This is a genomic window from Streptomyces sp. TRM68416, assembly GCF_014596915.1.
GTDB lineage: Bacteria > Actinomycetota > Actinomycetes > Streptomycetales > Streptomycetaceae > Streptomyces.
The window spans coordinates 193,491-218,235 of the sequence record NZ_JACVWU010000006.1 but is presented as its reverse complement, the minus strand read 5'-3'; the positions used below and the strand labels follow the sequence as shown (position 1 = coordinate 218,235).

Here is a 24,745-nt window from a genome sequence, read left to right as displayed (position 1 = left end):
CCGATTCGCCCGCCGGCACGCCGTCCGGCCCTACCGCGCCGCCGACCGGCCCCTGCGCGCCGCCCGCGTTCACGTCGAAGCACCTCGGGCGTTGACTCGGCCTTCGGCGGCGCCGGGTCCCGGCGGGCGCCTGCATAGACTGCCGCCCATGAACGACACACCGCTGGAGCGGCTCGGCGCCGGCAAGTACCTGCTGATCACCAGCTACCGCAGGAACGGCACCCCGGTGGCCACGCCCGTGTGGGTCGTGCGCGACGGTGACGCCCTGGGCGTGTGGACCGCTGCCGACTCCTGGAAGGTCAAGCGCATCCGGGCCCGCGCCGACGTCCTCGTGGGCCCCTGCGACCTGCGCGGCCGGCCCACCGGCGACCAGGTTCCCGCCACCGCCGAGATCTGCGACCGGGACACCAGCGCCCGCTACCGGCGGCTCGTCGCCCGCAAGTACGGCGTCACCGGCCGGCTCTCCCTGCTCGGCAGCCGGCTGCGGCGCGGAGTGGACGGCACGGTCGGCATCCGGGTGACCCTGGCCTGACGGAGGCCGCGCGGCGCCCGATCAGGTCCAGGCCCGGTACGGCTCGTCGACCAGCTGGAACACCGGCTCGCCGCGGATGGGGTCCTTGGCCTGGGAGAGCCGTACACGATCGCCGCTGTGGATGCCGATCGGCGGGCCCATGACCCTGCCGCGCACGACGAACCCCTCGGTCATCTCCACGAGGGAGACATTGCGCGCGGCGGGGGTGTTGCGGTGCACCACCGTGGAGTGGCGGACCGTGCCGGTGCCCTCGCTGCGCTCCGTGCGCAGGTCGCTGCCGTGGCAGACCGGGCACAGCAGGCGCTGGTACATGGCCGTGCCGCACCAGGTGCAGCGCTGGAAGAGCAGGGCGTCGCCGCCGGAGGCGGGAGCCTTGGTGTCGAGGACGCCGACCGCGGAGCCGTCTGTCCGGCGGGCAACGCTTCCTGATGAGGGGTGGTACACGCTGGTCAACTCCCTGCGCTCGGCCGGAATCCCACGTACGCGGCCGCACCCGCGCACATGCGTGCCCGGTCGCCGTGCCACCGTGCACACCGTCAGCGTATGGCACTCAGTGCCAGGCGTAAAGGCACTGCGTACCCTCAATCCCGGGGCCCGAGGGAGGTCTCGAGCTCCTGCACCACCCGCCACAGGGGCGCGCTCCGGCGCGCCACCACGACCACCACGTCGTCCTCGGGCCGCTCGGCGACACGCGGCGGGGGAGAGGCGCCGAACGCGGACTGCACGTACGCCAGCGCGTGGTCGACGGTGGCGGTCGCGTCGCCCCGGCCGTCCGAACGCAGCCAGGAACGCAGCGCGTTGTTGTGCGCCGCGACCACGGCGGCCGCGATCACGTCCGCGTGCAGCGTCCCGTCCCGCAGGCCCGCGAACCGGCCGCGCAGATACTCGGCGAGCGCCCGCTCGTAGCGCCAGACCACCGACAGCTCGTACGCGCGCAGCCCCGGCACCTTCCTGGTGAGCCGGTAGCGCTGCACGGAGAACGCCGGGTTCTCCGCGTACATGCGCAGCACCAGCCGGGCCGCGTCGCACACCCGCCGCACCGGCTCGTCGGCCGCGTCGTCGCCGGCGGCGAGGAACGCCGTCATGTCGGCCAGGCACCGCTCGTGGTCGGGGAAGACCACGTCCTCCTTGGACGGGAAGTAGCGGAAGAACGAACGCCGCCCCACCCCGGCCAGCGTCACGATGTCGTCCACCGTGGTCTCCTCGTACCCCCGCTCCACGAACAGCTGGAAGGCCGCCGCGACCAGCGCCTCCCGCATGGGCGGCCGCACGGCCGCCGCCTGCGCCTTCTCGCCGCGGCGGGGCGCCGCACTGCTGGAGCTCATGGACCGGAACGTAGCATCCGGCCAGGTGAGTGTGGCACTCAGTGCAGCTTTTCGGGGGAACTGAGTGCACTCGGCCCCGCCGGGCGAAGATGAGGGAACTGTCTCCTGCGGTCGGACGGGGTGGAGCGATGTGCTGGAGTGCGGAGGCCGACCTGGTGGCGGGCGCCGTGATCGCCGGCGTCGGCGTTGCCTGTGTGGCCCGGACGAGCCGGGTCCGGGACCTTCCGCTGGCCGCGCTGCCGTTGCTGCTGGGCGCCCACCAGCTCGTAGAGGCGGCGGTCTGGGCCGCGGACGGCGGCACCGGCCCCGCCACCCTCGCCTGGGCGGTCATCGCCCTGCCCCTGCTGCCGCTGTGGGTACCGGTGGGCGTCCTGTGCGCGGCGCCGCCGCCCGCCCGGCGCCGGCTCGCCCTGCCCCTGGTCGCCGGGGCCGCCACCGCCGCCGTACTCGCCCACGCCCTCACCACGCGCCCGGTGCGCGCCGAGATCCGCGGCCACACCGTCGGCTACGTCGTCGGCCTGCCCCACGCCGACCTGGTGATCGCCGGCTACCTGCTGGCCACGATCGGCGCCCTGCTGCTGTCCGGCGACCGCCGCCTGGCGACCCTCGGCGTCCTCGCGGCCGCGGGCGCGGTGATCTGCGTGGCGCTGTGGCGCACCGAGTTCGTCTCGACGTGGTGCGCGTTCGCGGCCGTGTGCTCGGTGGTGCTCTACGGCTGGGCACGCGCCCGCCCCGGCCTCGCGGAGCCCCTGCGCGCGTAGTGCCCGAGCGCGCTGGGTACCCGGAGCCGCGTCGATTCCCAGCCCGCCGCCGAACGGAGCCAGCCGCCATGACGCAGCACGAGGAGAGCACGGCGCCCGCCCGGCACGTCGGAGTCCCGGAGCTCCACCCGGTCAAGGACGGCCCGGCCGAGCCACCGCGCGCGGTGCACCCGCACAACAGCCACCAAGACCTCCCGCGCGACAGCCACCAGACCATTCCGCGCGACAGCCGCCAAACGATCCCGCGCGACAGCCACCGGGCCATCCCGCGCGACAGTCGCCAGACCATGGCGCGGGACAGCCATGAGGACCTCCCGCGCGACCGCCACCAGGCCATCCTGGAGGCGACGAAACAGATCGGCGCCCTCCTCAAGCGCGACGGACACCGGTTCGCCCTCGCCGGCAGCGTCGCCGTCTACGCCCACGGCGGCAGCGGACGCCTCCAGCACGACGCCGACTTCTGCGTGTGCCGCGCCGACGCCCAGGCGGTGGCCGACACGCTGACCGCGGCCGGACTCACCGTCCGCACGCCGCCCGAGGACTGGCTGATCAAGACCACCTGCTTCGGCCAGGAAGTCGACATCATCCTCGAACTCGCCCACCGCCCGGTCACCCCGCGGATGCTGGCCCGCGCGCACCACCTGCCGGTCGACTCCGTGCACATGCCCGTCCTGGCACCGACCGACCTGATGCGGGGCCTGATCGAGGCCTTCTCCGAGCACCACTGCGACTTCGGGCCGGTGCTCGCCGCCGCCCGCGCCCTGCGCGAGAAGGTCGACTGGGAGGACGTACGCCGGGACTGCGGCGACGAGCCGATGCCCTCCGCGTTCTTCTTCCTCCTGGAACGCCTGAACGTCATCGAACCCCCGCCGGAGGGGCCGAGCCGGCCGGAGGAGGGACCGTGAGCCGCCCCGACCGCCCGGAGCGGCAGAACCTGGACTACCGCGTCGCCCACCTCACCGACCACCTCGCGGAAGGGCCCCTCGCCGAACTGGGCGTGCGGATCGAGATCCGGGGCGAGGCGGTCCTGCTGACCGGCACCGTCCCGTCCGTCCAGTGCCGCGACGTCGTGCTGCGCACCGCCCGCGCCGAACTCGCCGGACACCCCGTGCACTGCGACATCGCGGTCGCGGACCCCTCCGCCCCCGACCACGCCGAGGAGCTGGAATGATCCGCATCGCGGCCGTCGGCGACATCCACATGGGCCCCGAGAGCCAAGGGGTGCTCCGGCCCGCCTTCGAGACCCTGCCCGACTGCGCCGACGTCCTGCTCCTCGCCGGGGACCTCACCCGCCACGGCACCCCGGACGAGGCCCGGGTGGTCGCGCGCGAGATCACGGACCTCGGGGTGCCGGTGGTCGCGGTCCTCGGCAACCACGACCACCACGACGAGCGCCCCGAGGAGGTGACGGCCGTCCTCAAGGACGCGGGCGCACACGTCCTGGAAGGCGAGGAGACCGTGGTGACCGGCGACGGCACCCGCATCGGAGTGGCCGGCACCAAGGGCTTCGGCGGCGGGTTCGTCGGCCGCTGCGCCGGAGAGTTCGGCGAGCCGATCATGAAGGAGTTCGTCCGCTACACCCGCCGCTGCGCCGACGCCCTGCACCTCTCCCTCAAACGCCTGGCGGAGCAGGACTGCGACGCGACCGTGGCCCTCACCCACTTCTCCCCGGTGCCCGACACGCTCGCCGGCGAGCCCCCGGAGATCTACCCCTTCCTCGGCAGCTACCTGCTGGCCGAGGCCATCGACGAGGGCGGCGCCGACCTCGCCGTGCACGGACACGCCCACCTCGGCACCGAACACGGCATGACCAGCGGCGGCGTCAAGGTCCGCAACGTGGCGCAACCGGTCATCGGCCGCGCCTTCCACGTCTACCACCTGCCCGGGTGAGCACTCCGGCAGGCGGCGTCAGGAACCACCGGCGGACTCCTCTGCGTCCACGACCTCCTCGTCGCGTTCGCCCTCGGCCTGGGACGGCGTCGTGTACTCAACGGGCTCGTCGGAGCGGCCCGGCGCGTGGGGCCCGTCGTCCCGCTCGCCCTCCGCCTGCGACGGAGTGTGATGGCTCATCACGGCTCTGCCTCCTTCTCGGACCCTCTCGGACGCCTTCGCGGACGAGTGCCGGCCCGGGTACCCGCCGCGCGTCCGGACGACACGGGGCGCGAGCACCCACGCCGTTCCGAGGACGCCCCCTCCCGCGGCCCACCCGGAGATCCGGGGACGACGTTTCCCCCGCGCGGCGCGGGCAACTCGGCCCCGACGCCACGAAGGCGTGACTCCGCCACAGGACCCGGCCGCAGTCCGTCACCCCGTGCGCCGGCCCGGACCGCCGTCCCCGTCCCGCACCTCCGTCGAACGGGAGTCCCGGATGACCTTCGACCAGTTCCCGCCGCCCGCCGCACCGGGCCCCCGGATCGGCCTGCTCGGCTCCTACGGCGGCTGCAACACCGGCGACGAGGCGATCCTGATGTGCGTGCTGGCCTGCCTGCGCGCCCACAGGCCGGACGCCCGGCTCGTCGTCTTCAGCCGCAACGCCGAGCACACCCGCACCCACCAGCCGAACGCCGACGAGGTGGTCGACTGGGAGGGCGTCCCGCAAAAACCCGTGCTCGACACCCTGGCGGGCCTGGACCTGCTGATCCTCGGCGGCGGCGGGATCCTCTACGACGGCGAGGCCCGCCGCTATCTCAGAATCGTGCGGGCGGCCCACGAGCGCGGCGTGCCCACCTTCGCCTACGCCGTCGGCGCCGGCCCGCTGCGCGAGGCGGACGACCGGGAGGCGGTGCGCACCGTGCTGGCGGAGATGACCGAGGTCGTGGTCCGCGACGAGGAGTCACGCCTGGTGCTGGAGGAGGTCGGCGTCGACCGCGACCTCACCGTCACCGCCGACCCCGCCCTGCTGCTCACCCCGGAACCCTTCACCGAGCAGATGATGCGCCAGGAGGGCCTGCCCCTGGACACCCGCCTGGTGGGCATGTCCGTACGCGAACCGGGCCGGGCGGCGGAGAAGCTCGACGAGGCCGACTACCACGCACTCCTCGCCGACGTGGCGGACTTCCTCGCCCGACGCCTGGACGCGCACGTCGTCTTCGTACCCATGGAACGCCAGGACGTCCGCCACGCGCACGGCGTGCTGTCCCGGATGAGCGCCCCCGACCTGGGACGCATCCTGAACAACTCCTACCGCCCCGGCCAGATCCTCGGCTTCATGAGCCACCTGGACATGGTCGTGGGCATGCGCCTGCACGTCGTCATCTTCGCCGCGCTGTCCGGACTGCCCGTGCTGCCGCTGCCGTACTCCGGCAAGGTCTTCGACTTCGCACGCCGTACCGGGGCACCCGCGCTGGTCGGCGTGGCGCGGGAACAGGCCGGGCTGCTGGTCGCCGAGGTGGACCGGCTCTGGGACGAGTTCCCGCAGCGGCAGCAGGACCTCGACCGGCGGGTCCGCGGCCTGAAGAACCTGTCCCGGGAGACCTGCGAGCGCTGCGGAGCGCTCCTGGACGCCATCGACGGCGGCGCCGGCCGCGCTCGACCGTCCGAGGACGCCGACCTGCCCCTGCTCGCCCCGGCCCCGCGGCAGACCTGACGGGCACCGGACCCAGTCGACGGGAGACGCGATGCCGATCCTGAAAGCACCCGAGCCCGCCCGGACCGTCACCCTGCCACCGCGCGCCGCCCGCCACGGGGGCCGCACGGACGTCCTGGTCGTCGGCGGCGGCCCGGCCGGCACCGCCGCCGCCCGTGCGGCGGCCGACTCCGGCGCCGACGTCGTCCTCGTGGAGCGCTACGGCTTCCTCGGCGGCAACGCCACCGTCGCGCTGGTCATGCCGCTGATGTCGTTCCACAACGAACGCAAGCAGGCCGTGTTCGACGGCGGCCGCGACGGCCACCGGCTGCTGCCCACCGACCACGGCGAGGGCGACCCCGTCGTCGCCGGGTTCCTGTGGCTGCTGCTGGACCGGCTCACCGCACGCGGCGGCTGCATCCCGCCGTCGCCCGACACCGGCTACACCGTCCCCTTCGACCCCGAGCTGTACAAACTCGTCCTCCTCGACCTCCTCGACGAGGCCGGCGTCCACCTGCTGTTCCACTCCTTCGCCTCCGCCGCGCTGCCCCTCGACGACGGCTGGCGGGTGGTCTTCGAGACCAAGTCCGGACCTGTCGTCATCGACGCCGCGGTCGTCGTCGACGCCACCGGGGACGGCGACATCGCCGCCGCCTGCGGAGCCCCGTACGAGATCGGACGGCCGGAGGACGGGCTGGTGCAGCCGATGACGCTGATGTTCCGCATCGCCGACTTCGTCCAGCCGCGCTTCGCCGAGTACGTCGGCGAACACCCCGACCAGTGGCGCGGCGTGCACGGCCTGTGGGACCTCGTCCAGGAGGCCACCGAAGCCGGTGAACTGCGCCTGCCCCGCGAGGACATCCTCTTCTTCGGCACCCCGCACCCCCGCGAGATCAGCGTCAACAGCACCCGCGTCACCCGCGCCCTGGGCACCGACGTGTGGGACCTCAGCCGCGCCGAGTACGTCGCCCGCCGCCAGATGGAACAGATCGACCGCTTCCTGCGCCGGCGCGTCCCCGGCTTCCGAAAGTCCTACGTCGTCCAGAGCGGCGTCCAGATCGGCGTCCGGGAGACCCGCCGGATCCTCGGCGACTACCACCTCACCGGCCACGACATCCTCGCGGCACGCTCCTTCCACGACGCGATCGCGCACGGCGCCTACCCCGTCGACATCCACAACCCCCGGGGCAGCGGCACCGTCCTCAAACGCGTTCCCCGCGGCCGCTTCTACGACATCCCCCTGCGCTGCCTGCTGCCCCGGGACACCGACCGCCTGCTCGTCGCCGGACGCTGCATCTCCGGCTCCCACGTGGCCCACTCCTCCTACCGCGTCATGCCCATCGCCATGGCCACCGGCCAGGCCGCGGGCGTCTGTGCCGCCCTCGGCGTCCGCCTCGGCCGCAGCCCCCGCGAGGTGCCCCACCACCTGGTCCAGCGCGCGCTGCTGCGCCAGGGGGCGCACCTGAGCCTGGAGCCGAGGGAACCGGCACCCCACGGGCCCGAAGCCTGACGGGGCCCAGCGCCGGACACGGACACGACCCTCGTGTGCGCCGTGGGCCCGGCGTCCGCCCCGACGCGAACCGCGGACGGGTTTGGACTACGGTGAAGTGGTCCGGTCAGCAACGCTCCACGCCCTCCTCCGACGCAGCGAAAGCGGGGACGACGCCATGGCCGACGAGACCGACGCCCTCACGGAACTCGCCGAGGACCAACGGCAACTCGCGGACATATTCCGGCGCATCGAGCATGCCGAGGCCCGGGACGAAGGCCTCAGACACCACACGGACCAGGCCACCATCGAGCTGGTCCGGCACTACGTCTCGGAGGAGGAGTTCCTCTATCCGGCGCTCACCGAACACCCGGGCCCGGCACGCCACCTCGTGGATCACGCCCGGGACCGCCTCGTCGAGGGAGCCGACCTCGTGAAGTCGGCGACCGAGGACCATGCCAGGGCCGAGCGGCTGATGCGGGACCTCGCGAGCGCCGACGTGGAGAGCGCCGAGTTCGCCGACCTGGTCCAGCGCCTGCTGCGCATGTTCCGGACGCAGACCCGGGACGAACGCGACCTGCTCTTCCCCTACACCCGCGAGGTCCTTCCGGAGCCCGTCCTCGTCGACCTCGGCTTCCGGATGCGCCGGGTGAAATCCATCGTGCCGACCCGCCCGTACCCCACCGCGCCCGGTGTCCCCCCGACCGGCAGGCTGCTGTTCCCGGGGCCCGGGCTGGTCGACCGCGTACGGGCCGTGCTGTCGGGCTGGAGCCACACGTTCTGACACATGAGTGCCCGGCATGCGGGTACTCGCCCGGAGCACCCACGGCGACGGGAGTGACCATGACCCACTCCGAGAACGAGGCCTTCGTGACCCAGCGGGCCCTGCGCGCGGTCGTCGAGAACGGCGCCGACGAAGCCGCCCTGAGCACGCTGGCCGAGAGCGAGGTGCTCGTCCCCGCGGCGGTCAACGGCGACGGACCGGGGCCCATGGCCCTCACCCTCCCCGTGTTCGAACAGGAGGACGGCACCGAACTGGTGCCGGTCTTCACCACCCGGGAACGCCTGGAACACGCCCTGCCCCTGATGCCCCGGGGCCGGCACCGCAGCGTCCTGCTCGGCGAACTCGCCCACGGCTGGCCCTCCGAGGACCTGGCCCTGGTCATCGACGCCGGCACCCCGGAACAACTGGCCCTGACGGCCGAGGGAGTGAAGGCCCTGCTGGACCGGGGGTACGAGGACGACGCCTGACGCGCCGCGCACCCGGCCGGCGTTCCCCGGACGTCTCCGTTCTCCCGTGCCCCGGGTGCCGTAGCTGAGCCGACCTGTCCGCCGTCGGCGGCAGCCGGGCCCGGTCAGGGCTCCGTCCAGCGGCACAGCAGCCGGAACGCGACGATTAGCGTCAACGGCCACACCACGGCCAGCGTCCAGATCACGGCCGGTGCGGAGGTGCGGATCCCGGCCACCATCAGGCAGACCGAGACCAGGACCAGAAGTGCCACCGTGCTGCCCCGGGGGCGACGGCGACGGTCCCTGCGCAGGTCCGCTTCGAGCGCGTCCAGCACGCGCTGCTCATGGGCGGAGAGCGGTCCGGCGGCCACATCCACCCCTCCCTCCCGACAGGCGATTCGGTGCCGCCCGAGTGCCCCCGGCCCGACCGGGCAACCCTGTGGTCGGCGGGGCCGTGCGGCCGTGGCCCGACATTTGTTCGAGATGTGGCGGCATGCGTACGATCGCCTCCCGCCGCCCCGAGGAGCCGCCCCGCATGTCCGCCCGCCCCCGCCTGCTGTACGTCACCGACCTCGCCTATCAGGCCCGCGGGCGCCGCTACGGCGACGAGGACATCCACCTGACCGCGCGCCTGCGCGAGGACTTCGACCTCGCCCTGTGCCATCCGCGGGACACCACCGCCCTCATGGACGGCTTCGACGCGGTCGTGGTCCGCAACAGCGGTCCCGTCCTCGCCCACCAGGACGCCTACGACGCCTTCCGCGCGCGGGCGGCCGACACCGGGGCGCTGGTCTACAACGAGCTCTCCGGCAAGGCCGACATGGCGGGCAAGCAGTACCTGCTCGACCTGAGCGCCGGGGGCTTCCCGGTGATCCCCACCGTCGACCGGGCCGAGGACTTCCCCCGCCTGCCCGCCGCCGACCGGTACGTGGTCAAGCCCAAGCTCGGCGCGGACTCGATCGGCCTGCGGATCCTCTCCGCCGAGCGGGCGCGCGACCTGGCCGACGGCGACGTCCTCGTGCAGCCGTGCGTCGACTTCGCCTACGAGGTGTCCTTCTACTTCGTCGACGACGACTTCCAGTACGCCCTGTACGCGCCGCACCCCGACCGCCGCTGGCACCTGGAGCCCTACGAACCCACCGCCGGCGACCTGGAGTTCGCCCGGCGCTTCATCGACTGGAACGCCCTCGGCCACGGCATCCAGCGCGTCGACGCCTGCCGCGCCCCGGACGGGGAACTGCTGCTGGTGGAGCTGGAGGACCTCAACCCCTACCTGTCCCTGGACGCGCTGGAGGAGGAGCGGCGGGACGCCTTCGTACGCGCGATGAAGGCGTCCCTGCACCGGATGTTCGGCCGGGCCTGACCGGGCCGGAGTGAACCGGGGACGAGGCGCCCACGTATCCCTCCTCGGGGCGAAGTCGGCCCCCGCGCCACGGCACGGAAGGGAGCACCCCCGTGGAGAACAACGGCCCACCCCTGGAACCGATCCGTGTCCTGCGCCCCCGCCGCACCGACGCCCTCGCGGAACTCCTGCGCGAACCGGACAGGGACGGCGGCTACAAGTCCGTGCCCGCGGCCGTCCCGCCCCGCGGCTCCGAGGACGAGACGCAGGAACTGCCGCCCGTCCGGGAAGAACCTTCACCCGCGCCCGGACGGCCGCTGCCCCGCGCCGCGGTGGCGGTGGCCATGACCACCGCGGCCCTGGCCGGCTTCGGTTTCGCCCTCCTTCTGCCCGGCGACCCCGACGACCGGGCCGCCCCACCGCCCGCGGCGACCGCTTCAGGCCCGAGCGCCCCCGCCTCCACCGCGCCTGCCCCGGCCGCCCCCGCCGAGACCGGTGCCGCCCCCGACGGCCCCGGCACCCTGCGCGAGGGCGACAGCGGCCCGGACGTCACCGACCTCCAGGAACGCCTCCTGCGCGTTCCCGACGTCTACACCGGCGGCTCCACCAGCGGCCGCTACGACGGGACCCTCACGGCCGCGGTCGCCCGCTTCCAGCTCTGGTACGGCATCCGCGGCGACGAGACCGGCGTCTACGGCGACGACACGCGCCTCGCGCTGGAGTCCCGCACGACGGCGGGGGACGGCTGAGCGAGCCGGTTCGAACGCCGGGCAACAGCTACGGAAAGCGGCGCCGGCCGGGCAGGTGGGGGGCGGAGGATGAGCGCGTGCCGGCGCACTGGGCGTCCGGCGACCCGAACCGAAGGCCCGCCCGATGAACGGCTCGCGCGTCCCGGGGCTGCTGCTGCCCGGGATCTTCCTCCTCGCCCTCGTCGTGGGCCTGATCTGGTACTGGCGCCACCGTGACGACGACTGATGCCGTGGGCGCGGGCGGGCCCGTGGGCCCCGGTTCAGCGCCCGTTGACCAGGGCCTGGGACACCGCCCGCACGCTGCGCGCGATGTGCTGGAGCTGCATGACCTCCGCCGCGTACAGCTTGATCGTGTGCTCGATGACCGACTCGGGCATCCCCAGCCGGGGCAGGTCGGCGCGGGCGGTCTGCAGGGCGGTGCGGGCGACCCGGATCTCCTGCTGGACCTGGATCTGGGCATGGCGGGCGAGCAGCACGGGGTGGCGGATCAGGGCGGGGTAGCTGGCGTAGCGGGCCGGCACCAGCTCGCGCAGCCACTTGGCCGCCGAGCGCTCCCAGTCGTAGGTGCCGGGGGACTTGACCTGGCACGGCCAGTCCGACGAGAGGTGCGTGGTCGTCACAGACATGGTGATCGCTTCCGGGTGTGCGGCGTCGTGAGGGGTGGTCCGACGAAGACGGGGCGGCCCCGGCCTAGGGGATGACCGGGGCCGCCCCGGCGAGCACCCGGGGCACCGACGCGGGTAGGAGACGGCGGCAGCGGGTGCTCGGCATGACGCCCGGAGGGCAGACGGAAGGCGCACGGCGGATGGGGAGTCGTGCACATGAGCGGACCGTCGGCTTTCTGCGGGCGATGCGGCGTGGAGCAGTATTTATATATGCCGTCCGCTTTGCAAGACGTATGAAAACATTCATGCTCGAAAAGTGGTGGATGATGCCCCTGTGGTGCGGTTCGGCGGCCGCGTTCCGGGGGCTTGTCGAGCCTCAGTCGCGCAGGAAGAACTGGTGCCGGTCGGAGATCTGCTCGTACTCCTCCAGCCGGGCCTGGGTGCGCTCGGGGTCGGCGTCGGTCATGGCCTGGAGCAGCGCGGCGGCCATGAGGCCGGGGGCGGCGTAGGAGTCGAACACCAGCCGGGAGCCGGTACCGGTGGCGAAGACGACGTCGGCCTCGTCGGCGACCGGCCCGAGCGCCAGGTCGGTCACGAGGGCGACCTTCAGCCCGGCGCTGCGCGCCACCCGTACCGCGGTGAGCGTCTCCTGGGCGTGCCGGGGCATCGAGAACGCCAGCACCCAGGTGCCGCCCGCCTCACGGGACTGCAGCAGCGCGTCGTAGGCGACGCTGCCGCCCCGCGTCACCAGCCGCACGTCGGGATGGATGCGGCGCGCCGCGTAGGCGACGTACTCCGCCAGCGACGCCGAGATGCGCAGCCCGAGGATGGTCAGCGGGGTCGACTGCGACAGCTTGCGGCCCACGTCGATGACCTGGTCGGGGTCGGCGAAGTCGCGCCGCAGGTTCTCCAGGTTCTCGATCTCGGCGTCGACCGCCGCCTGGAGTTCGTTGCTGCTGTTCTCCTCGGCCGCGGGCCCGCCGGCGAGCGTGCCGAGCGCGATCGACTGGAGCTTCTCGCGCAGGGCCGGGTAACCGCTGAAGCCGACCGCGGCGGCGAACCGCGTGACCGAGGGCTGGCTCACCCCGACCCGCTCCGCGAGATCGGTGATGGAAAGGAACGCCGCCTCGGTGATGTGCTCGATCAGGTACTGGGCGATGCGCCGCTGGCCCGGCGAGAGATGAGGCCCGTCGAAGAGCGCTCTGAGCTGGGAAGTGGGGGACACTTCCGCTTCCGGAGCGGACTTCCCCGAGGTGATCGCGGATGCCTGTGCGCGTGCCTGCTGCGGCGATGGCACCGGTAGTCCTCCTTTGTCTTCCACAGTGCCTCAACATAGCTCACACACTGTCCTGACCAGGGGGTGACGGACAGCCCGACCATGGCGGGGCACGGGCAGCAGTGGCACCGGGGACGGAACGTGGTGATCAGCGGCGATAGATGGTGATCGAATGCCCGACGGTATCGATCGGACGACTGCTGTGGATCAACTCCGCCAGCCTGCCGGTCGCCTTGGCCGCCGACGAGTCCGACACGACCAGCAGCCCGCGCACGTCCCGGGCCGGTACCTTGCGCGGGTCGGCGGCGTCGATGCCGTAGTACGAGGGCACCCCGCTGCCCTTGTACACCAGCCAGATCCGCTCGCCCCGGTACTCCTCGCGCAGCCGGTCCGCCAGCCGGCCCAGGTCCTGGCCCCAGTCGACGGCCGCGTCGTGCAGCCGCAGATGCGTCCTGGCCGGACCGCCGAACGCCTCGTTGGAGTACGGCAGATAGTAGGGGAACGTCCGCAGTGAGCTGACGGCCACGCACGCCACCAGCACCCCCGTCACGGCCGCCGCCCGGCGCGTCCGCAGCGCCGTCACACACCCCGCGGCCACCGCCAGGAACATCGGCACGAACACGGCGTAGCGCGTGCCGAAGTCGCGCGAACCCTGCATCGCCGCCGCGAGCAGCACCGCCGTCGGGACGAGCAGATACGGCGCCGCGGGCCGCAGCCGCCGCACCGCCACCACCGTGACGGCCCCCGCGGCCCACAGGACCAGCATGCCGAGCGGGGTCTTCACCAGCAGCGCCGCCGGCAGGTAGTACCAGAGCGAGCCGGTGTACAGCCGCCCGAACAGGAACCCCTGCCAGGGGCGGTTCTCGAAGGCGAGCTGGATCCGCATCCCGTCCCGGTACGCCTCCGGGAACGGCAGCAGCTCGACGGCCAGTCCGCGCAGCCCGCGCACCTCGGGCACCGGCTGCTGCGGTGCCCAGCGCAGCCGCGGATCGACGGCCAGATACGTCACCCAGACGACCGCCACCGCGGTCAGCGTCACGACGGCCGCGCCCGCGGCGGCCCGTGCGAGCGCCCGGCGCCGGTCCGCGCCCGCGCTCCCGCACCACACCGACACCGCGGCCAGGGCCGCCAGCACCGGCACCGCCGGCAGGGAACTCATCTTCGTGGCCAGGGACGCGCCGAGCGCTGCCCCGGCCAGCGGCAGGAACAGCCGGGGCCGCCCCCGCGCCCGCCACAGCAGCCACACCGACGTCAGCAGGAATCCCGCGGCCGGCACGTCCAGCGTCGCCAGCGAGCCGTGCGCGATGACGTCGGGGGAGAAGCAGTACAGCGCCAGCGCGGCCAACCCGGCCGCCGGTCCGGCCAGTTCGCGCGCGAAGACGAACACCACCAGTCCGAACAGCAGGGTCAGCACGATCACCGGAAGGCGCGCGAACAGCATGAGGCGCCACGGGTCGTTGCCCGACTCGTAGAGCAGATGCCGGCCCACCTCCCCCTGGTCGCCCTCGAAGGAGGTGTCCACGCGAGGATCGGCGAGCGCGACCCCGGCCCCCACGAGCAGCTTGCCCAGCGGGGGGTGTTCGGGGTTGAGGCGCAGCCGGTGCTCCTGGAGCTGGACGGCCGCGGTGCCCACGTACACGGGCTCGTCGATGGTCGGCGTCTGCTGCACGGCCGTCGTCACCATCGCCACGGCCATCTGGGCGAGCAGCACGACCGCCAGCAGCGGCACCAGCCATCGCTTTCGGGAGGGCGGCGGAGGCGGGGCGGGCGGCGGGCCGGTGTCCGGGACCGAGTCCGGCGCGCGTGCCATCACCCGTCCCGTCGTGGCGGGAGTGGTCCGGCGGCGCGTCATGCGCCTACTGTGCACCAGCTCCCGCCACCTCACGCGTCACCGCTTCAGGAGTCGTACCGACAGACCCTCCGCCGTGTACACGGGTACGGCCCGCAGGGTGTCCGAGTTCAGCTCGATCCGGTCGAACTGACCGCGAAGCGCCGAAGCGCTCAGCACGCGCACCCGGTCGCCCGCGACGGGCGGCCTCGCGGAGTCGAGCCGCAGCGACAGGGCGCTGCCCCGGCCCAGCACCGCGCGCCGCGGCACCGCCAGGGCGGGCCCGCAGCCCGAACGCAGCGTCACCTCCAGCACGGACGACTCCTGCGTGTACGTGCCGTGCAGCCGCACCGTCGACCCGGTCGCGACCCGCAGCGCTCCGCCCGTCACCCGGACGCCGCCGTGGCCGAGCGCGTGGGCCGAACCGGCGACGAGGACGCCGTCCTCCACCACGGTCCCGCCGGTGTACCGGTTGTGGCCGGTCAGGGTCAGCGTGCCGGTCCCGCGCTTGGTCAGTCCGCCCCGGCCGCCGATGTCGTTGCGCCAGCTGTCGGCCGCGCCGAAGCCGCCCGCCGACGCCTCCAGCGTGACCTCGACGTCGGAGTCGAAGGCGCCGTAACCGTCCGCCGCCGCGAACAGGTTGAGCCGGCCCCACTGCTCGAAGCCGTCCAGCAGTACGTACCCGGAGGGCAGCGCGGTCGTCCGCAGCACCTCGCGCCGCTGGGCGGCGTCCAGGTACGGCTGCCGCGTCTCCAGCAGCACCTCCGCACCCTTCGGCACGGTCAGCGGCTCGTCGCGGCCCCGCCGGGTGAGCACGTATGTCAGCTTCGGCCCGACCGTGCGGGCGTTGGCGGCGCGGTCGGCGTACGGGTCGGTGTCGGTGCCGGCCGAGTGGGCGTAGTCGTACAGGGTGTCGGCCGTGGTGCCGGTCTTCTCCAGGAAGTACGCCAGGGCCTGGGCGCGGGCGGCCTTCTTCAGCTCCGCGTTCGCCGGGTCGGTGAGGGCGGCCGCGGCCAGGGCGGTGGCCATCACGCGGCCGCCGACGACGTCGACCGTGGAGTGCATGCCCGCCACGATGCGGGTGTGGCTGAGCTCGAAGGCGCGGGTCACCAGCTCCTGGAACCGCTCGGGTACGGCGTAGGCGTACGCGAGGGCCGCCAGGTGGATGGCGTTGGTGTGGCCGCTGGGGAAGCCGCCGTCGTCGGCCGGGCTGTCGCCGCGCTGGCGCAGCAGTTGCGGGGCGACGATCACGTCGGACTCGTAGACGGGGAAGCCGTAGGCGTCCGTCCGCCCGGTGTCGACGACCTCGCTGTGCTCGTTGAGCCGCCACGGGCGCGGGTACTGGTAGCTGAACTTGGCCGGGTTGCTGGAGGCGAACGGGCCGCGCACGGTGTCGACGAGCCGTGCCACCCGGCCCAGTTCGGAGTCGTGGGACCCTGCCCCGAGCGCCGAGCCGGCCGGGGCGTCGGCGGGCACGGTGTCGCTGATCTTCGTGGCCGGGACGCCGTCCGGGGCGCTCGTGATCGAGGTGACCGCCTTGGCACCGGCCTTGTACAGCTCGGCCAGCGGGCCGAGGCCGCCGATCGCCGAGTAGCTCTGGTGCTGGCGGTCGTAGACGAACGCCTCCTTCGCCTCGGCGTCCGTGCGCACGGCCGTGATCCGGGCGCAGTAGCGCATGTTGGCGCGCAGGATCTCCGGCCGCAGCGGGGTGCCGGTGTTCCACGCGCCGCCGGTCTTCCAGACCCGGGCGAAGCCCCCGAGGACACGGACCACCGCGTTGGTCTCGGCCGAGAGGTTCGTGCCGACGTTCGACTTGTAGTCGTCGACGAACGCCAGGGGGGTCCCCGTCGCCGCCCTCGCCCGGTCGAGCCCGGCCCAGCTGACGAGGGCCGGAGCGGCGACCAGACCGGCCGACGCGGCCAGCGAGGTCTTGAGCAGGCGCCGCCGGTTCAGCGCGTGGTGCCCGGGGGAGGTGATGGGCTGGTGCGGGTCCGAGGACGGCATGCGTGGGCCTCTCTTGAGTTCTTCGGCCGTACGGCCGGAAGGGGGTCGGGGTGATCGACTCGACCGTCCGATGCGCGTGCGATCCGCTGTGACCTGCCGTGCGCAAGCGGTCGAGCCGTACGAGCGAAGATCTACGGTCGGGTGGTGGCGGTCGCGGGATCGTCCGACGACCGGCAGGTGTCAGAGCAGTGAACGAGAAAGCGCTATCGCCCCCTCGACCGGCGCCGCCCGCAGCGGGGTCGGCCGCGCCCCGGGCACCCGCTCGGCGAGCGCGGCCACGAAGGCGTCGTACAGCGCGGACTGGGCCAGGATCGTGCCGCCCGCGACCACCACGTCGTCCACCGCCACCCCGCGCGAGGCGAGCCGCCCCACGAGCGCGGCGAGCGACCGGCCGCCCTCGGCGATGACGCCCCGGGCGAGCGGGGAGCCCGCCTCGGCCGCGGCGAACAACGCCGGGGCGTGCCGGCCCCACTCGGCGGACATCTCGCCGGCCCGCTCCAACGCCGCGCCCAGCGCGGGTACTTCGGCGACACCGAACGCGGCGAGGAGCCCTTCGGCCAGGGCGTCGGGGGCCTCCCCCCGGTCGTGCGCCGCCCAGACGGCCCGCGCGGCCTCGCGGACCAGACCGGCCGCGCCGCCCTCGTCGCCGAGCACCGCACCCCAGCCGCCGACCTGCACCGGCGTGCCGTCGGCCGTCCGGCCGACCGCGACCGAACCGGTCCCGGCGACCAGGCCGACGCCCTTGTCCAGGCCGGCGGCGGGCACGAGCAGTTCGGCGTCGCCCACGACCAGCGCGGGCGCGTCGAAGTGGAGCTGGAGGGCGGTGCGGATCTGGGCGCACTGGCGCGGTGTCTCGCAGGCGTGCCCGCCCACCGCCACGGCGGCCGGGCGCACCCCGGCGGGCAGGGCGTCGGCGACCAGCGCGGCCAGCCAGCCGGCGGCGGCCACCGGGTCGTGCGGCCGCCAGCCACCGCTGGAGCGCACCCGGTCGGCGACGCGGTGGCCGCCCGCGAGAGCGCGCAGATGTGTCTTGGTGCCGCCCACGTCGATGCCGACCACGAGGGGAGACACGGAGGGCGCGGGGGGAGACGGAGACACGGAGGAAGGGTCCTGCACGGATCCTCTTTCGTCGTTGCGCAGGGCTGCGACGTGCGCCGCCTGCGTGCAGCCGCGACGTGCGCCGCCCGGGCGGAGCTGCGACGGCGGGCGAACCGTGCCGGACGGAAGCGGCACCGGAGCGGGTGCCGCACGGGCGGGCGCGGCCGCGCGACGGCGGCCGCGCGGAGCCCGCGGGAAAGGACGGTCGGGAAGCCTCGGGACAGGCCTCTGAGGGTGCGGCAGGCGAGTACCGCAGGAGTTCGTTAGGAAGTTAACTAACGAAGTAGGGTGCGTCAAGAGGCGCGAAACTTCCGATGCCGAAGGATCCTTGCGGACCGACGACGGCCGCAGCACCACGATCTGGGGAGACCATGGACCTGAGCGAGAGCGCGCGTGCGGTGTTCGCCGTGCTGGCCGGGGCGGGCACCGCGACCCGCCCCCAGCTGGCGGCCGGTGCGGGCCTGTCCAAGCCGACCGTCTCCGCCGCCGTGGCCGAGCTGGAGGCGGTCGGGCTCGCGGCCCACTCCGGCACCGCCTCCGGCGCCACCGGCCGCAGCGCGGCCGTCTACCGGCTCGGACCCGCCTCCGGGGCCGTGCTCGCCGTCGACCTCGGCCCGGACCGCACCCGGGTGCGCGCGTGCGCCCTGGACGGCACTCCGCTCGCCGAGGGCGCCGGCACCCGCGCCCAGGCCGCCGGCACCGTGCGCGCGGCCCTCGACGAGCTGCCCGCCGACGTCCCGCTGCGGGCCGTCGTCGTCGCGGTCGGCGATGTCACCACCGAAGGCCACGACGGCTCCGGCATGCGGCCGGCGACCGCCAAGGCGGGCCCGGTCTACGACGCCATGGCCGTCGCGCTGCCGCCCGGCGTCCCCGTGCACCTGGAGAACAACGTCAACTGCGCCGCCCTCGCCGAACTCCACCAGGGCGCCGCCTGCGGTCGCGACACCTTCGGCTATCTGCGCATCGGCGTCGGCATCGGCCTCGGCGTCGTCATCGGCGGGCAGGTGCTGCGCGGCGCGAACGGCGCGGCGGGCGAGGTCGCCCGCCTGCCCTACCCGTGGGACGAGGGCCGCGAGGCGCGCCGCGAGGCGCTGGAGGAACACATGGGCGTGCGGTCCCTGCTGCGCCGGACCGCCGAGGCCTGGCAGGACACCGACGGCCGGTGCCCCGCGAGTGCCGGGCGGCTCTTCGCCCTCGCCGACCAGGGCCACGCCACGGCCGCCGCCGTGGTCGCCCGGCACGCCGCCGACGTGGGCCGCCTCGCCGCCGCCGTGGCCGCCGTGCTCGACCCCGGGCTGATCGTGCTCGGCGGAGCCGTCGGCGCGCACCCGCAGCTCCTGCCGGGCGTACGGGCCGAGCTCGCCCGGCTGAGCTGGCCCACCGAGGTCGTCAGCAGCGCCCTCGGCGACAACGGCACCGTGGTGGGCGCGACCCGGCTCGCGGTGGCCCGTGGAATCCAAACCGTGACCGCCGCGGCCCCGGTCAAGCATTGACGGACTCCCCGCGCTTCTGCCAATGTCCGGACAAGCGCTTTCTGAACCGGCGGGACCCGGTTCTGGGCGAGGTGCACGCCGTACGCCAGAGTACGGCGGGACGTGCGAGGGCGTGCTCGCACGGTCACGGACCGGAGGACGGCCGTGGACCTCCGCCCGCAGGGCCGCGCGACCGGGCGAGGTCGCATGATGGAAAGCGCCATCCAAAGGATCCGAGCCGCATCGACCGGCCGGGCGATCCGTCACGCACATCCAGGGAGGACCCGGTGGGTCACCAGATCTCGCGCAGAACCCTCTTCCGCACCGCGAGCGGACTCGCCGTCGCCGGCGCGCTCGGCGGCGCGCTCAGCGCCTGTGGCGGGGGCACCGGCGCAGGCAGCACCAGCAGCGACCTGACCATGACCTGGTGGGGCAGCGACGACCGCCACAACGCCTACAAGAAGGCGCTGGCCACCTTCCAGAAGGAGAACCCGAAGATCAAGATCCGGGAGACCTACTCCGGGTACGACGGGTACTTCGACAAGTTCAACACCAACATCGCCGGCGGCAGCGCCCCCGACCTGCTCCAGATGGACACCGCGCTCGTCGCGCAGTACGCCCGCAAGGGCGTCCTCGCCCCGATCGACTCCTACGTCGGCAAGAGCCTGGACCTCACCGGCTTCTCCAAGACCCTCCTCGCCGCCGGCACCGTCGACGGCAAGCTCTACGGCGTCCCCTCCGGCATCGGCGTCAACCAGCTCACCGTCAACCGCAGCGGCCTGGAGGACCTCGGCCTGGAACTGCCGGACCGGGAATGGACCTGGGCCGACCTGAAGAAGGTCGCCCAGGACGTCTACAAGAAGAGCGGCGGCAAGGTCTACGGCGTCGACGACGGCGGTGGCGGCACCCTCCAGTGCTTCGAGATCTTCGCCCGCGAGAAGGGCCAGACCTTCTTCTCCGAGGACGGCAAGAAGCTCGGCTTCACCTCCGACACCCTCCAGGAGTGGTGGGAGTACTGGGCCGAGATGCGCAAGGCCAACGCCTGTCCGCCGCCGGCGATCACCTCCGCCGCGCACAACGACCTCACCAAGAACGCGGTCGTCATCGGCAAGGCCCTGTTCACCTTCGACTCCGGCGTCTACGGCGCGGGCGGCTCCATCACCGACGCGCAGCTGGACTTCCTGCCCACCCCGCAGGGCGACTGGTCCGGCGCCCGCGAGGGCAACTTCGTCAACGGCGGTGTGCTGCTGAGCGCCACCAAGGCCAGCAAGAAGATCGCCGACTCGGTGAAGATCATCTCCTTCTTCGCGCAGAACGAGTCCGCGATCAAGGACATGCAGCTGCTGCGCGGCATCCCGCCGACCGAGAAGGCCCGGAACCTCATCGCCGCGAACCTGACCGAGACCGACAAGCTGAACATGGAGAACGCGGACTACATCTCCCAGCGCGTCTCGAAGGCGTCCAACGCCCTGCCCGCGCCGGTGCCGCCGCCGCAGGGCGCCGACCAGATCTGGGACCTGCTGTTCCAGTCCAACCTCGCCGTCGCCTTCGGCAAGAAGTCGATCAAGGCGCAGCTGGGTCAGTTCTTCGACCAGGCGTCGGGCATCCTCGGCGGCTGACGCCGAAGCGCAGCACGTCAAGACCGGGAGAGGGTCAGGGAGAGATGAGTATGACCACCGCGAAGATCGACGAGGTCGCGAAGGAGCAGCCCGCTCCGGCGACCCCGTCCGACCAGCGGGAACGCGACCGTATGCGCCGCCGCCTCGCCAGAAAGCGGGGCGGGGGATGGTGGCCGTACCTCTTCCTGGCCCCCTGGTTCGTCGGCCTGTTCGGGCTGACGATCTACCCGATGCTCGACTCGCTGTACCTGTCCTTCACCGACTTCGACCTGCTCACCCCCGCGCAGTGGGTCGGCGCGGACAACTACAGCCGGATGTTCACCGAGGACCCGGTCTTCTGGGACTCGGTGCACGCCACTCTCCTGTACGTCCTCGTCTCCGTGCCGCTCAAGCTCACCCTGGCCCTCGCCGTGGCGATGCTGCTCAACCGCGACCTGCGCGGCATCGGCCTGTACCGGGCCGCCTTCTACCTGCCCTCGCTGCTCGGTGGCGCGGTGGCCATCGCCATCGTGTGGCGGCAGGTCTTCGGCGGCGACGGCCTGTTCAACGACTTCCTCGCCTGGTTCGGCATCGAGGGCCAGGACTGGATCTCCAGCCCGGACACCGCCCTCTACACGCTGATCCTGCTGGCCGTCTGGCAGTTCGGCACCCCGATGGTGATCTTCCTGGCCGGTCTGAAGCAGATGCCGAAGGACGTGTACGAGGCGGCCGCGATCGACGGCGCCGGCCCGGTCACCCGCTTCTTCCGGATCACCCTGCCGCTGCTCACCCCGATCGTCTTCTTCAACGTGGTCCTGCAGATCATCGACGCGTTCAAGACGTTCACCCCCGCGTTCGTGATCAGCAACGGCTCCGGCGGACCCCTCAACTCGACCATGCTGTACTCCCTCTACCTGTACAAGAAGGGCTTCACCGACCTCCAGATGGGATACGCCTCGGCGCTCGCCTGGGTGCTGTTCCTGGTCATCGCAGGCTTCACGGCGGTCAACTTCATCGCCAGCCGCTACTGGGTCCACTACGACGACTGACGCCCGACGTCCGAGCGAGGAGTCCTTCCCACCATGTCCGCCCTGAACGCGTCGCCGCTGCACAAACTGCGCTCGGCCACCGGCCCCCGCCGCATCTTCATCCACACCGTGCTCGTCGGTGTCGCGGTCCTCATGCTCTACCCGCTGCTGTGGATGCTGAGCAGCTCCTTCAAGCCCGACACCGAGATCTTCACCAGCCCGGGACTCATCCCCAACGCCGTCCGCCCCGAGAACTACTCCGAGGGCTGGAACGGCTCCGGCAACTCCTTCTCCCTCTACATCACCAACTCGCTGATCGTCACGATCGGCGCGGTGATCGGAAACGTGATCTCCTGCTCGCTGGCCGCCTACGCCTTCGCGCGCTTCGAGTTCCGCGGCAAGAAGATCTGGTTCGGCCTGATGCTCGGCACGCTGATGCTGCCCACGCAGGCGGTGCTGATCCCGCAGTACACGATCTTCTACAACCTGACCTGGATCAACACCTACCTGCCGCTGATCGTCCCGAAGTTCCTCGCGGTGGACGCCTTCTTCATCTTCCTGATGGTCCAGTTCATCCGCTCCATCCCGCGCGAGCTGGACCAGGCCGCCATGGTCGACGGCGCCAACCCGTGGAAGATCTACTGGAAGATCATCCTGCCGCTGATGAAGCCGGCCCTGATCACCACCACGATCTTCACCTTCATCTGGACCTACGACGACTTCCTCCACCAGCTCGTCTACCTCCAGCAGAACGAGAAGTTCACCGTCCCCCTCGGCCTCACCCTGTTCCTCGACCAGACGAGCGGCTCCTCCTACGGCGCGATGTTCGCCATGTCGACCCTCGCCCTGCTGCCCACGCTCATCTGCTTCCTCGTTTTCCAGAAGCGGCTGGTCGAAGGCATGGCCACCTCCGGCATGAAGGGCTGACCCCGGTGCATCTCCCTCGCCAGCTCGGCCCCCTGCACGATCTGCCCGACACCCCCGAGGCCTACGACGCCGTCCTCGCCGACGTCACCGAGCAGGCCCTGGCCCGGCTCACGCCGGAGGGCAGCCTCGAACACCCCGACTGCGACGACGACATCGGCGACACCTCCCTCGGCGTCACCTCGCTCCTCGCCCTCGCCTGGCAGCGCGGCAAGGACCCGCGCCTGCCGGAGGCGGTGCGCCGCAGCCTCGCCTTCCACCTGCGCGAACGGGTCTACACCGAGGACAACCCCGGCTACCCCAACCTCAAGGCCCGCAACACCGGCCTGCCGTACGCCCGTTACGTCCTCGAAGCGGGCGCCCACCCGATCGGCGACTGGCCCAGCACGGTGTGGGCGCTGCTCCAGGCGGTCAACGTGCTGGACCTGGCGGACGGCCTCGTCGAGGACGACCAGCGCGCCGAACTCCGCCAGGTCGCGGGCGGCTACTGGCGCTGGCTGACCGAGGCCACGTTCTTCAACCCGCAGGAGGCCGGCAACCAGGCCATCGGCTGTGTCGTCGGCGGGCTGATGCTGGCCCGCCACCTCCCGCCGGACCGGGCCGAGTCGGTCCGGAACCGTGCCATCGCCCTGTACGTCGACCACATCCGCGCCCACCGGGTCGCCGACCGCGGCGCCCTGCTGCCCCCCGAGCACGGCGGCGCCTACGACAACAACTACGGCCCGATCTCCCTGTCCTTCCTCGCCCAGGCCCACCGGGTCAGCGGCGAGGACGTCTTCGCCGAGGACGGCGACACGCTCGCCCGCTACATCGACGCCCGTCTGACGGGCGGCGGCTTCGACAACGGCGGCCCCCGCTACAGCGAACAGCACAGCGGCTTCGAATCCGTCCTCGGCCTGCGCTACTTCAGCGCCCGCATCGGCTCCGACCTGGGCCGCTACCGGGGCGACACCCGCTGGGGCCGGCACGCGGTCAAGGCGGACGGCAAGGTCGACGGGCACTTCGCCTGGATGCTCGTCTGGCAGATCCAGGACACCACCCGCTGGCACCGCACCCCCTCAACGGCCCCGGCCCGCCACCAACTCCGCGCGGGCACGGTCTCGGTGGCCTTCGACGACCGGATGACACCGTCACTGGTCGAGGCGGCCGGCACCTACTACCTGCCCGCGGCCGTCAACCGCCAGCACGGCTTCGGACCCGTCCTCGACGGCTTCCTGCTCTGCCGCCCGATGGGCGAGGTCCGGGTACGCGACGTGCGCGCCGACGGCCTCACCGCCAAGCTCGTCACCACCCCGGTCGTGGGCCGCGACCACGTCCTGCGCCACGTCCGCTCCCTCTACGTCACCGACGGCACCCGCCTGTGGACCACGGTGGCCGTCGAACGCCTCCCCGGCACGCCGTACCTCCTCGCCGGACTGCCGTACGCCGCCGACGACGGCGACCGCCTCCGCAGGGTCGCGTCCGGCGCGGTGACGGCGGCGGGCGAACTCCGCCTGACCCACCCGGACCCGGACCGCCCGGACCACTTCGACGCCCGCACGGACACCACCCAGGAACAGGCCGCCTTCGCCCTCGCCGCCGACCCCCGCGGCTACGGCAACCCCGACGAGGGCTGGCGCCACCTGATCGCCTCCACGGCACTGGAAGCGGCCCCCGCCCCGGGCAGCCCCGAGGACCTGCACCTCTTCGCCGTCCGCTACGGTGGAGACGCCCCGTTCGCCCCGGCCTTCGCGCACGACCCGACCGGCCTGACGATCCGCACGGAGGCTTTCACGGCGGTCGTGGGACCCCTTGCCGGCGACGCACGGGGAGAGCCGGAACTCAGCCTGCACGGCTGAGACGGGGCGCGGGGGGAACGGTTCGGTGCGCAGGGGTGGTGCAGGGGGCTCGGCTTGCCGGGCGGCGGGACGCAGACGCTG

At 72.9% G+C, this 24,745-nt stretch carries 25 protein-coding genes; 16 read left to right on the top strand and 9 right to left on the bottom strand.

All coding sequences use genetic code 11. The annotated features are described in order from the left end of the window. The first annotated feature begins 148 nt into the window (after positions 1-148). A complete protein-coding gene (locus tag ICC28_RS12830) occupies positions 149-532 on the top strand; it encodes a PPOX class F420-dependent oxidoreductase (protein ID WP_188288621.1) in 384 nt (127 codons plus the stop codon). Between the two features lie 21 nt (positions 533-553). Here the strand turns inward: ICC28_RS12830 and ICC28_RS12825 are convergent, their stop codons facing one another. After that, positions 554-976: a Zn-ribbon domain-containing OB-fold protein gene (locus ICC28_RS12825; protein ID WP_188288723.1), complete on the bottom strand. Its 423-nt coding sequence runs from the start codon at positions 974-976 to the stop codon at positions 554-556. A gap of 137 nt (positions 977-1,113) precedes the next feature. After that, positions 1,114-1,857 carry a TetR family transcriptional regulator gene (locus tag ICC28_RS12820; RefSeq protein ID WP_188288620.1) on the bottom strand — a complete coding sequence of 248 codons (744 nt, stop codon included), beginning with the start codon at positions 1,855-1,857 and terminating at the stop codon, positions 1,114-1,116. Between the two features lie 128 nt (positions 1,858-1,985). Between ICC28_RS12820 and ICC28_RS12815 the strand changes: the two genes are divergently transcribed. The 4 genes from ICC28_RS12815 to ICC28_RS12800 all read left to right on the top strand — a co-directional run bounded on the left by ICC28_RS12815 (position 1,986) and on the right by ICC28_RS12800 (position 4,508). Continuing rightward, entirely contained in the window at positions 1,986-2,618 is a 633-nt protein-coding gene (locus ICC28_RS12815; protein ID WP_188288619.1) for a DUF6629 family protein, read from the top strand. A gap of 287 nt (positions 2,619-2,905) precedes the next feature. Next, on the top strand, positions 2,906-3,523 hold the full coding sequence (locus ICC28_RS12810; protein ID WP_411158592.1) for a hypothetical protein: 618 nt from the start codon (positions 2,906-2,908) through the stop codon (positions 3,521-3,523). Then, positions 3,520-3,789: a BON domain-containing protein gene (locus ICC28_RS12805; protein ID WP_188288618.1), complete on the top strand. Its 270-nt coding sequence runs from the start codon at positions 3,520-3,522 to the stop codon at positions 3,787-3,789. The genes ICC28_RS12810 and ICC28_RS12805 overlap by 4 nt, the downstream gene beginning before the upstream one ends. Next, positions 3,786-4,508, top strand: coding sequence for a metallophosphoesterase (locus tag ICC28_RS12800; protein ID WP_188288617.1), 723 nt, complete (start codon positions 3,786-3,788; stop codon positions 4,506-4,508). Before ICC28_RS12805 ends, ICC28_RS12800 begins: the two co-directional genes overlap by 4 nt. Before the next feature lie 18 nt (positions 4,509-4,526). Here ICC28_RS12800 and ICC28_RS12795 read toward each other — a convergent pair whose 3' ends face one another. After that, complete coding sequence (locus ICC28_RS12795; RefSeq protein ID WP_188288616.1) at positions 4,527-4,688, bottom strand: hypothetical protein; 162 nt, start codon at positions 4,686-4,688, stop codon at positions 4,527-4,529. A gap of 298 nt (positions 4,689-4,986) precedes the next feature. Between ICC28_RS12795 and ICC28_RS12790 the strand changes: the two genes are divergently transcribed. From ICC28_RS12790 to ICC28_RS12775, 4 genes are all read left to right on the top strand, one after another. After that, positions 4,987-6,204: a polysaccharide pyruvyl transferase family protein gene (locus tag ICC28_RS12790; RefSeq protein ID WP_188288615.1), complete on the top strand. Its 1,218-nt coding sequence runs from the start codon at positions 4,987-4,989 to the stop codon at positions 6,202-6,204. A 31-nt stretch (positions 6,205-6,235) separates the two neighbouring features. Next, positions 6,236-7,693, top strand: coding sequence for an FAD-dependent oxidoreductase (locus ICC28_RS12785; RefSeq protein WP_188288614.1), 1,458 nt, complete (start codon positions 6,236-6,238; stop codon positions 7,691-7,693). A gap of 157 nt (positions 7,694-7,850) precedes the next feature. Continuing rightward, complete coding sequence (locus ICC28_RS12780; protein WP_188288613.1) at positions 7,851-8,456, top strand: hemerythrin domain-containing protein; 606 nt, start codon at positions 7,851-7,853, stop codon at positions 8,454-8,456. Between the two features lie 59 nt (positions 8,457-8,515). Beyond that, complete coding sequence (locus ICC28_RS12775) at positions 8,516-8,923, top strand: SseB family protein (RefSeq protein WP_188288612.1); 408 nt, start codon at positions 8,516-8,518, stop codon at positions 8,921-8,923. 104 nt (positions 8,924-9,027) lie between these two features. Here the strand turns inward: ICC28_RS12775 and ICC28_RS12770 are convergent, their stop codons facing one another. Further along, positions 9,028-9,273 (bottom strand): hypothetical protein, encoded by a 246-nt coding sequence (locus ICC28_RS12770; protein ID WP_188288611.1) that lies wholly within the window; start codon positions 9,271-9,273, stop codon positions 9,028-9,030. A gap of 122 nt (positions 9,274-9,395) precedes the next feature. Between ICC28_RS12770 and ICC28_RS12765 the strand changes: the two genes are divergently transcribed. Both ICC28_RS12765 and ICC28_RS12760 read left to right on the top strand, forming a co-directional pair. Then, positions 9,396-10,265, top strand: coding sequence for a hypothetical protein (locus ICC28_RS12765; RefSeq protein ID WP_223188751.1), 870 nt, complete (start codon positions 9,396-9,398; stop codon positions 10,263-10,265). Between the two features lie 92 nt (positions 10,266-10,357). Then, the gene (locus ICC28_RS12760) at positions 10,358-10,993 is read left to right on the top strand and encodes a peptidoglycan-binding protein (RefSeq protein WP_188288610.1); all 636 of its coding nucleotides are present in this window, start codon (positions 10,358-10,360) and stop codon (positions 10,991-10,993) included. Between the two features lie 260 nt (positions 10,994-11,253). On the opposite strand, the gene ICC28_RS12755 is transcribed toward ICC28_RS12760, so the two are convergent. The 5 genes from ICC28_RS12755 to ICC28_RS12735 form a co-directional block, all read right to left on the bottom strand. Then, positions 11,254-11,619, bottom strand: coding sequence for a hypothetical protein (locus ICC28_RS12755; protein ID WP_188288609.1), 366 nt, complete (start codon positions 11,617-11,619; stop codon positions 11,254-11,256). Positions 11,620-11,974: 355 nt separating this feature from the next. Then, on the bottom strand, positions 11,975-12,895 hold the full coding sequence (locus ICC28_RS12750; protein ID WP_188288608.1) for a MurR/RpiR family transcriptional regulator: 921 nt from the start codon (positions 12,893-12,895) through the stop codon (positions 11,975-11,977). A gap of 127 nt (positions 12,896-13,022) precedes the next feature. Next, a complete protein-coding gene (locus tag ICC28_RS12745) occupies positions 13,023-14,570 on the bottom strand; it encodes a phospholipid carrier-dependent glycosyltransferase (protein ID WP_223188797.1) in 1,548 nt (515 codons plus the stop codon). Between the two features lie 192 nt (positions 14,571-14,762). Continuing rightward, a complete protein-coding gene (locus ICC28_RS12740) occupies positions 14,763-16,706 on the bottom strand; it encodes a phosphatase PAP2 family protein (RefSeq protein WP_188288607.1) in 1,944 nt (647 codons plus the stop codon). A 180-nt stretch (positions 16,707-16,886) separates the two neighbouring features. Beyond that, on the bottom strand, positions 16,887-17,804 hold the full coding sequence (locus ICC28_RS12735; RefSeq protein ID WP_317454003.1) for an N-acetylglucosamine kinase: 918 nt from the start codon (positions 17,802-17,804) through the stop codon (positions 16,887-16,889). Positions 17,805-18,175: 371 nt separating this feature from the next. Here ICC28_RS12735 and ICC28_RS12730 point away from each other — a divergent pair, with 371 nt between their 5' ends. The 5 genes from ICC28_RS12730 to ICC28_RS12710 all read left to right on the top strand — a co-directional run bounded on the left by ICC28_RS12730 (position 18,176) and on the right by ICC28_RS12710 (position 24,664). Continuing rightward, positions 18,176-19,297: an ROK family transcriptional regulator gene (locus ICC28_RS12730; RefSeq protein ID WP_188288606.1), complete on the top strand. Its 1,122-nt coding sequence runs from the start codon at positions 18,176-18,178 to the stop codon at positions 19,295-19,297. A gap of 266 nt (positions 19,298-19,563) precedes the next feature. Continuing rightward, positions 19,564-20,895 (top strand): ABC transporter substrate-binding protein, encoded by a 1,332-nt coding sequence (locus ICC28_RS12725; RefSeq protein WP_188288605.1) that lies wholly within the window; start codon positions 19,564-19,566, stop codon positions 20,893-20,895. Between the two features lie 50 nt (positions 20,896-20,945). Further along, positions 20,946-21,923: a carbohydrate ABC transporter permease gene (locus ICC28_RS12720; RefSeq protein WP_188288604.1), complete on the top strand. Its 978-nt coding sequence runs from the start codon at positions 20,946-20,948 to the stop codon at positions 21,921-21,923. A gap of 33 nt (positions 21,924-21,956) precedes the next feature. Beyond that, positions 21,957-22,829, top strand: coding sequence for a carbohydrate ABC transporter permease (locus ICC28_RS12715; RefSeq protein WP_188288603.1), 873 nt, complete (start codon positions 21,957-21,959; stop codon positions 22,827-22,829). Positions 22,830-22,834: 5 nt separating this feature from the next. Continuing rightward, positions 22,835-24,664 (top strand): hypothetical protein, encoded by a 1,830-nt coding sequence (locus ICC28_RS12710; protein ID WP_188288602.1) that lies wholly within the window; start codon positions 22,835-22,837, stop codon positions 24,662-24,664. The last annotated feature ends 81 nt before the right edge of the window (positions 24,665-24,745 follow it).

What these genes read in the sequence shown, in the direction of transcription:
- ICC28_RS12820 (WP_188288620.1), bottom strand. Translation starts at nt 1,857, where the DNA reads ATGAGCTCCAGCAGTGCGGCGCCCCGCCGCGGCGAGAAGGCGCAGGCG.
- ICC28_RS12780 (WP_188288613.1), top strand. Translation starts at nt 7,851, where the DNA reads ATGGCCGACGAGACCGACGCCCTCACGGAACTCGCCGAGGACCAACGG.
- ICC28_RS12745 (WP_223188797.1), bottom strand. Translation starts at nt 14,570, where the DNA reads ATGGCCGTGGCGATGGTGACGACGGCCGTGCAGCAGACGCCGACCATC.
- ICC28_RS12730 (WP_188288606.1), top strand. Translation starts at nt 18,176, where the DNA reads ATGGACCTGAGCGAGAGCGCGCGTGCGGTGTTCGCCGTGCTGGCCGGG.
- ICC28_RS12775 (WP_188288612.1), top strand. Translation starts at nt 8,516, where the DNA reads ATGACCCACTCCGAGAACGAGGCCTTCGTGACCCAGCGGGCCCTGCGC.
- ICC28_RS12740 (WP_188288607.1), bottom strand. Translation starts at nt 16,706, where the DNA reads ATGCCGTCCTCGGACCCGCACCAGCCCATCACCTCCCCCGGGCACCAC.
- ICC28_RS12795 (WP_188288616.1), bottom strand. Translation starts at nt 4,688, where the DNA reads ATGAGCCATCACACTCCGTCGCAGGCGGAGGGCGAGCGGGACGACGGG.
- ICC28_RS12755 (WP_188288609.1), bottom strand. Translation starts at nt 11,619, where the DNA reads ATGTCTGTGACGACCACGCACCTCTCGTCGGACTGGCCGTGCCAGGTC.
- ICC28_RS12715 (WP_188288603.1), top strand. Translation starts at nt 21,957, where the DNA reads ATGTCCGCCCTGAACGCGTCGCCGCTGCACAAACTGCGCTCGGCCACC.
- ICC28_RS12720 (WP_188288604.1), top strand. Translation starts at nt 20,946, where the DNA reads ATGACCACCGCGAAGATCGACGAGGTCGCGAAGGAGCAGCCCGCTCCG.
- ICC28_RS12810 (WP_411158592.1), top strand. Translation starts at nt 2,906, where the DNA reads ATGGCGCGGGACAGCCATGAGGACCTCCCGCGCGACCGCCACCAGGCC.
- ICC28_RS12765 (WP_223188751.1), top strand. Translation starts at nt 9,396, where the DNA reads ATGCGTACGATCGCCTCCCGCCGCCCCGAGGAGCCGCCCCGCATGTCC.
- ICC28_RS12815 (WP_188288619.1), top strand. Translation starts at nt 1,986, where the DNA reads ATGTGCTGGAGTGCGGAGGCCGACCTGGTGGCGGGCGCCGTGATCGCC.
- ICC28_RS12830 (WP_188288621.1), top strand. Translation starts at nt 149, where the DNA reads ATGAACGACACACCGCTGGAGCGGCTCGGCGCCGGCAAGTACCTGCTG.
- ICC28_RS12790 (WP_188288615.1), top strand. Translation starts at nt 4,987, where the DNA reads ATGACCTTCGACCAGTTCCCGCCGCCCGCCGCACCGGGCCCCCGGATC.
- ICC28_RS12800 (WP_188288617.1), top strand. Translation starts at nt 3,786, where the DNA reads ATGATCCGCATCGCGGCCGTCGGCGACATCCACATGGGCCCCGAGAGC.
- ICC28_RS12785 (WP_188288614.1), top strand. Translation starts at nt 6,236, where the DNA reads ATGCCGATCCTGAAAGCACCCGAGCCCGCCCGGACCGTCACCCTGCCA.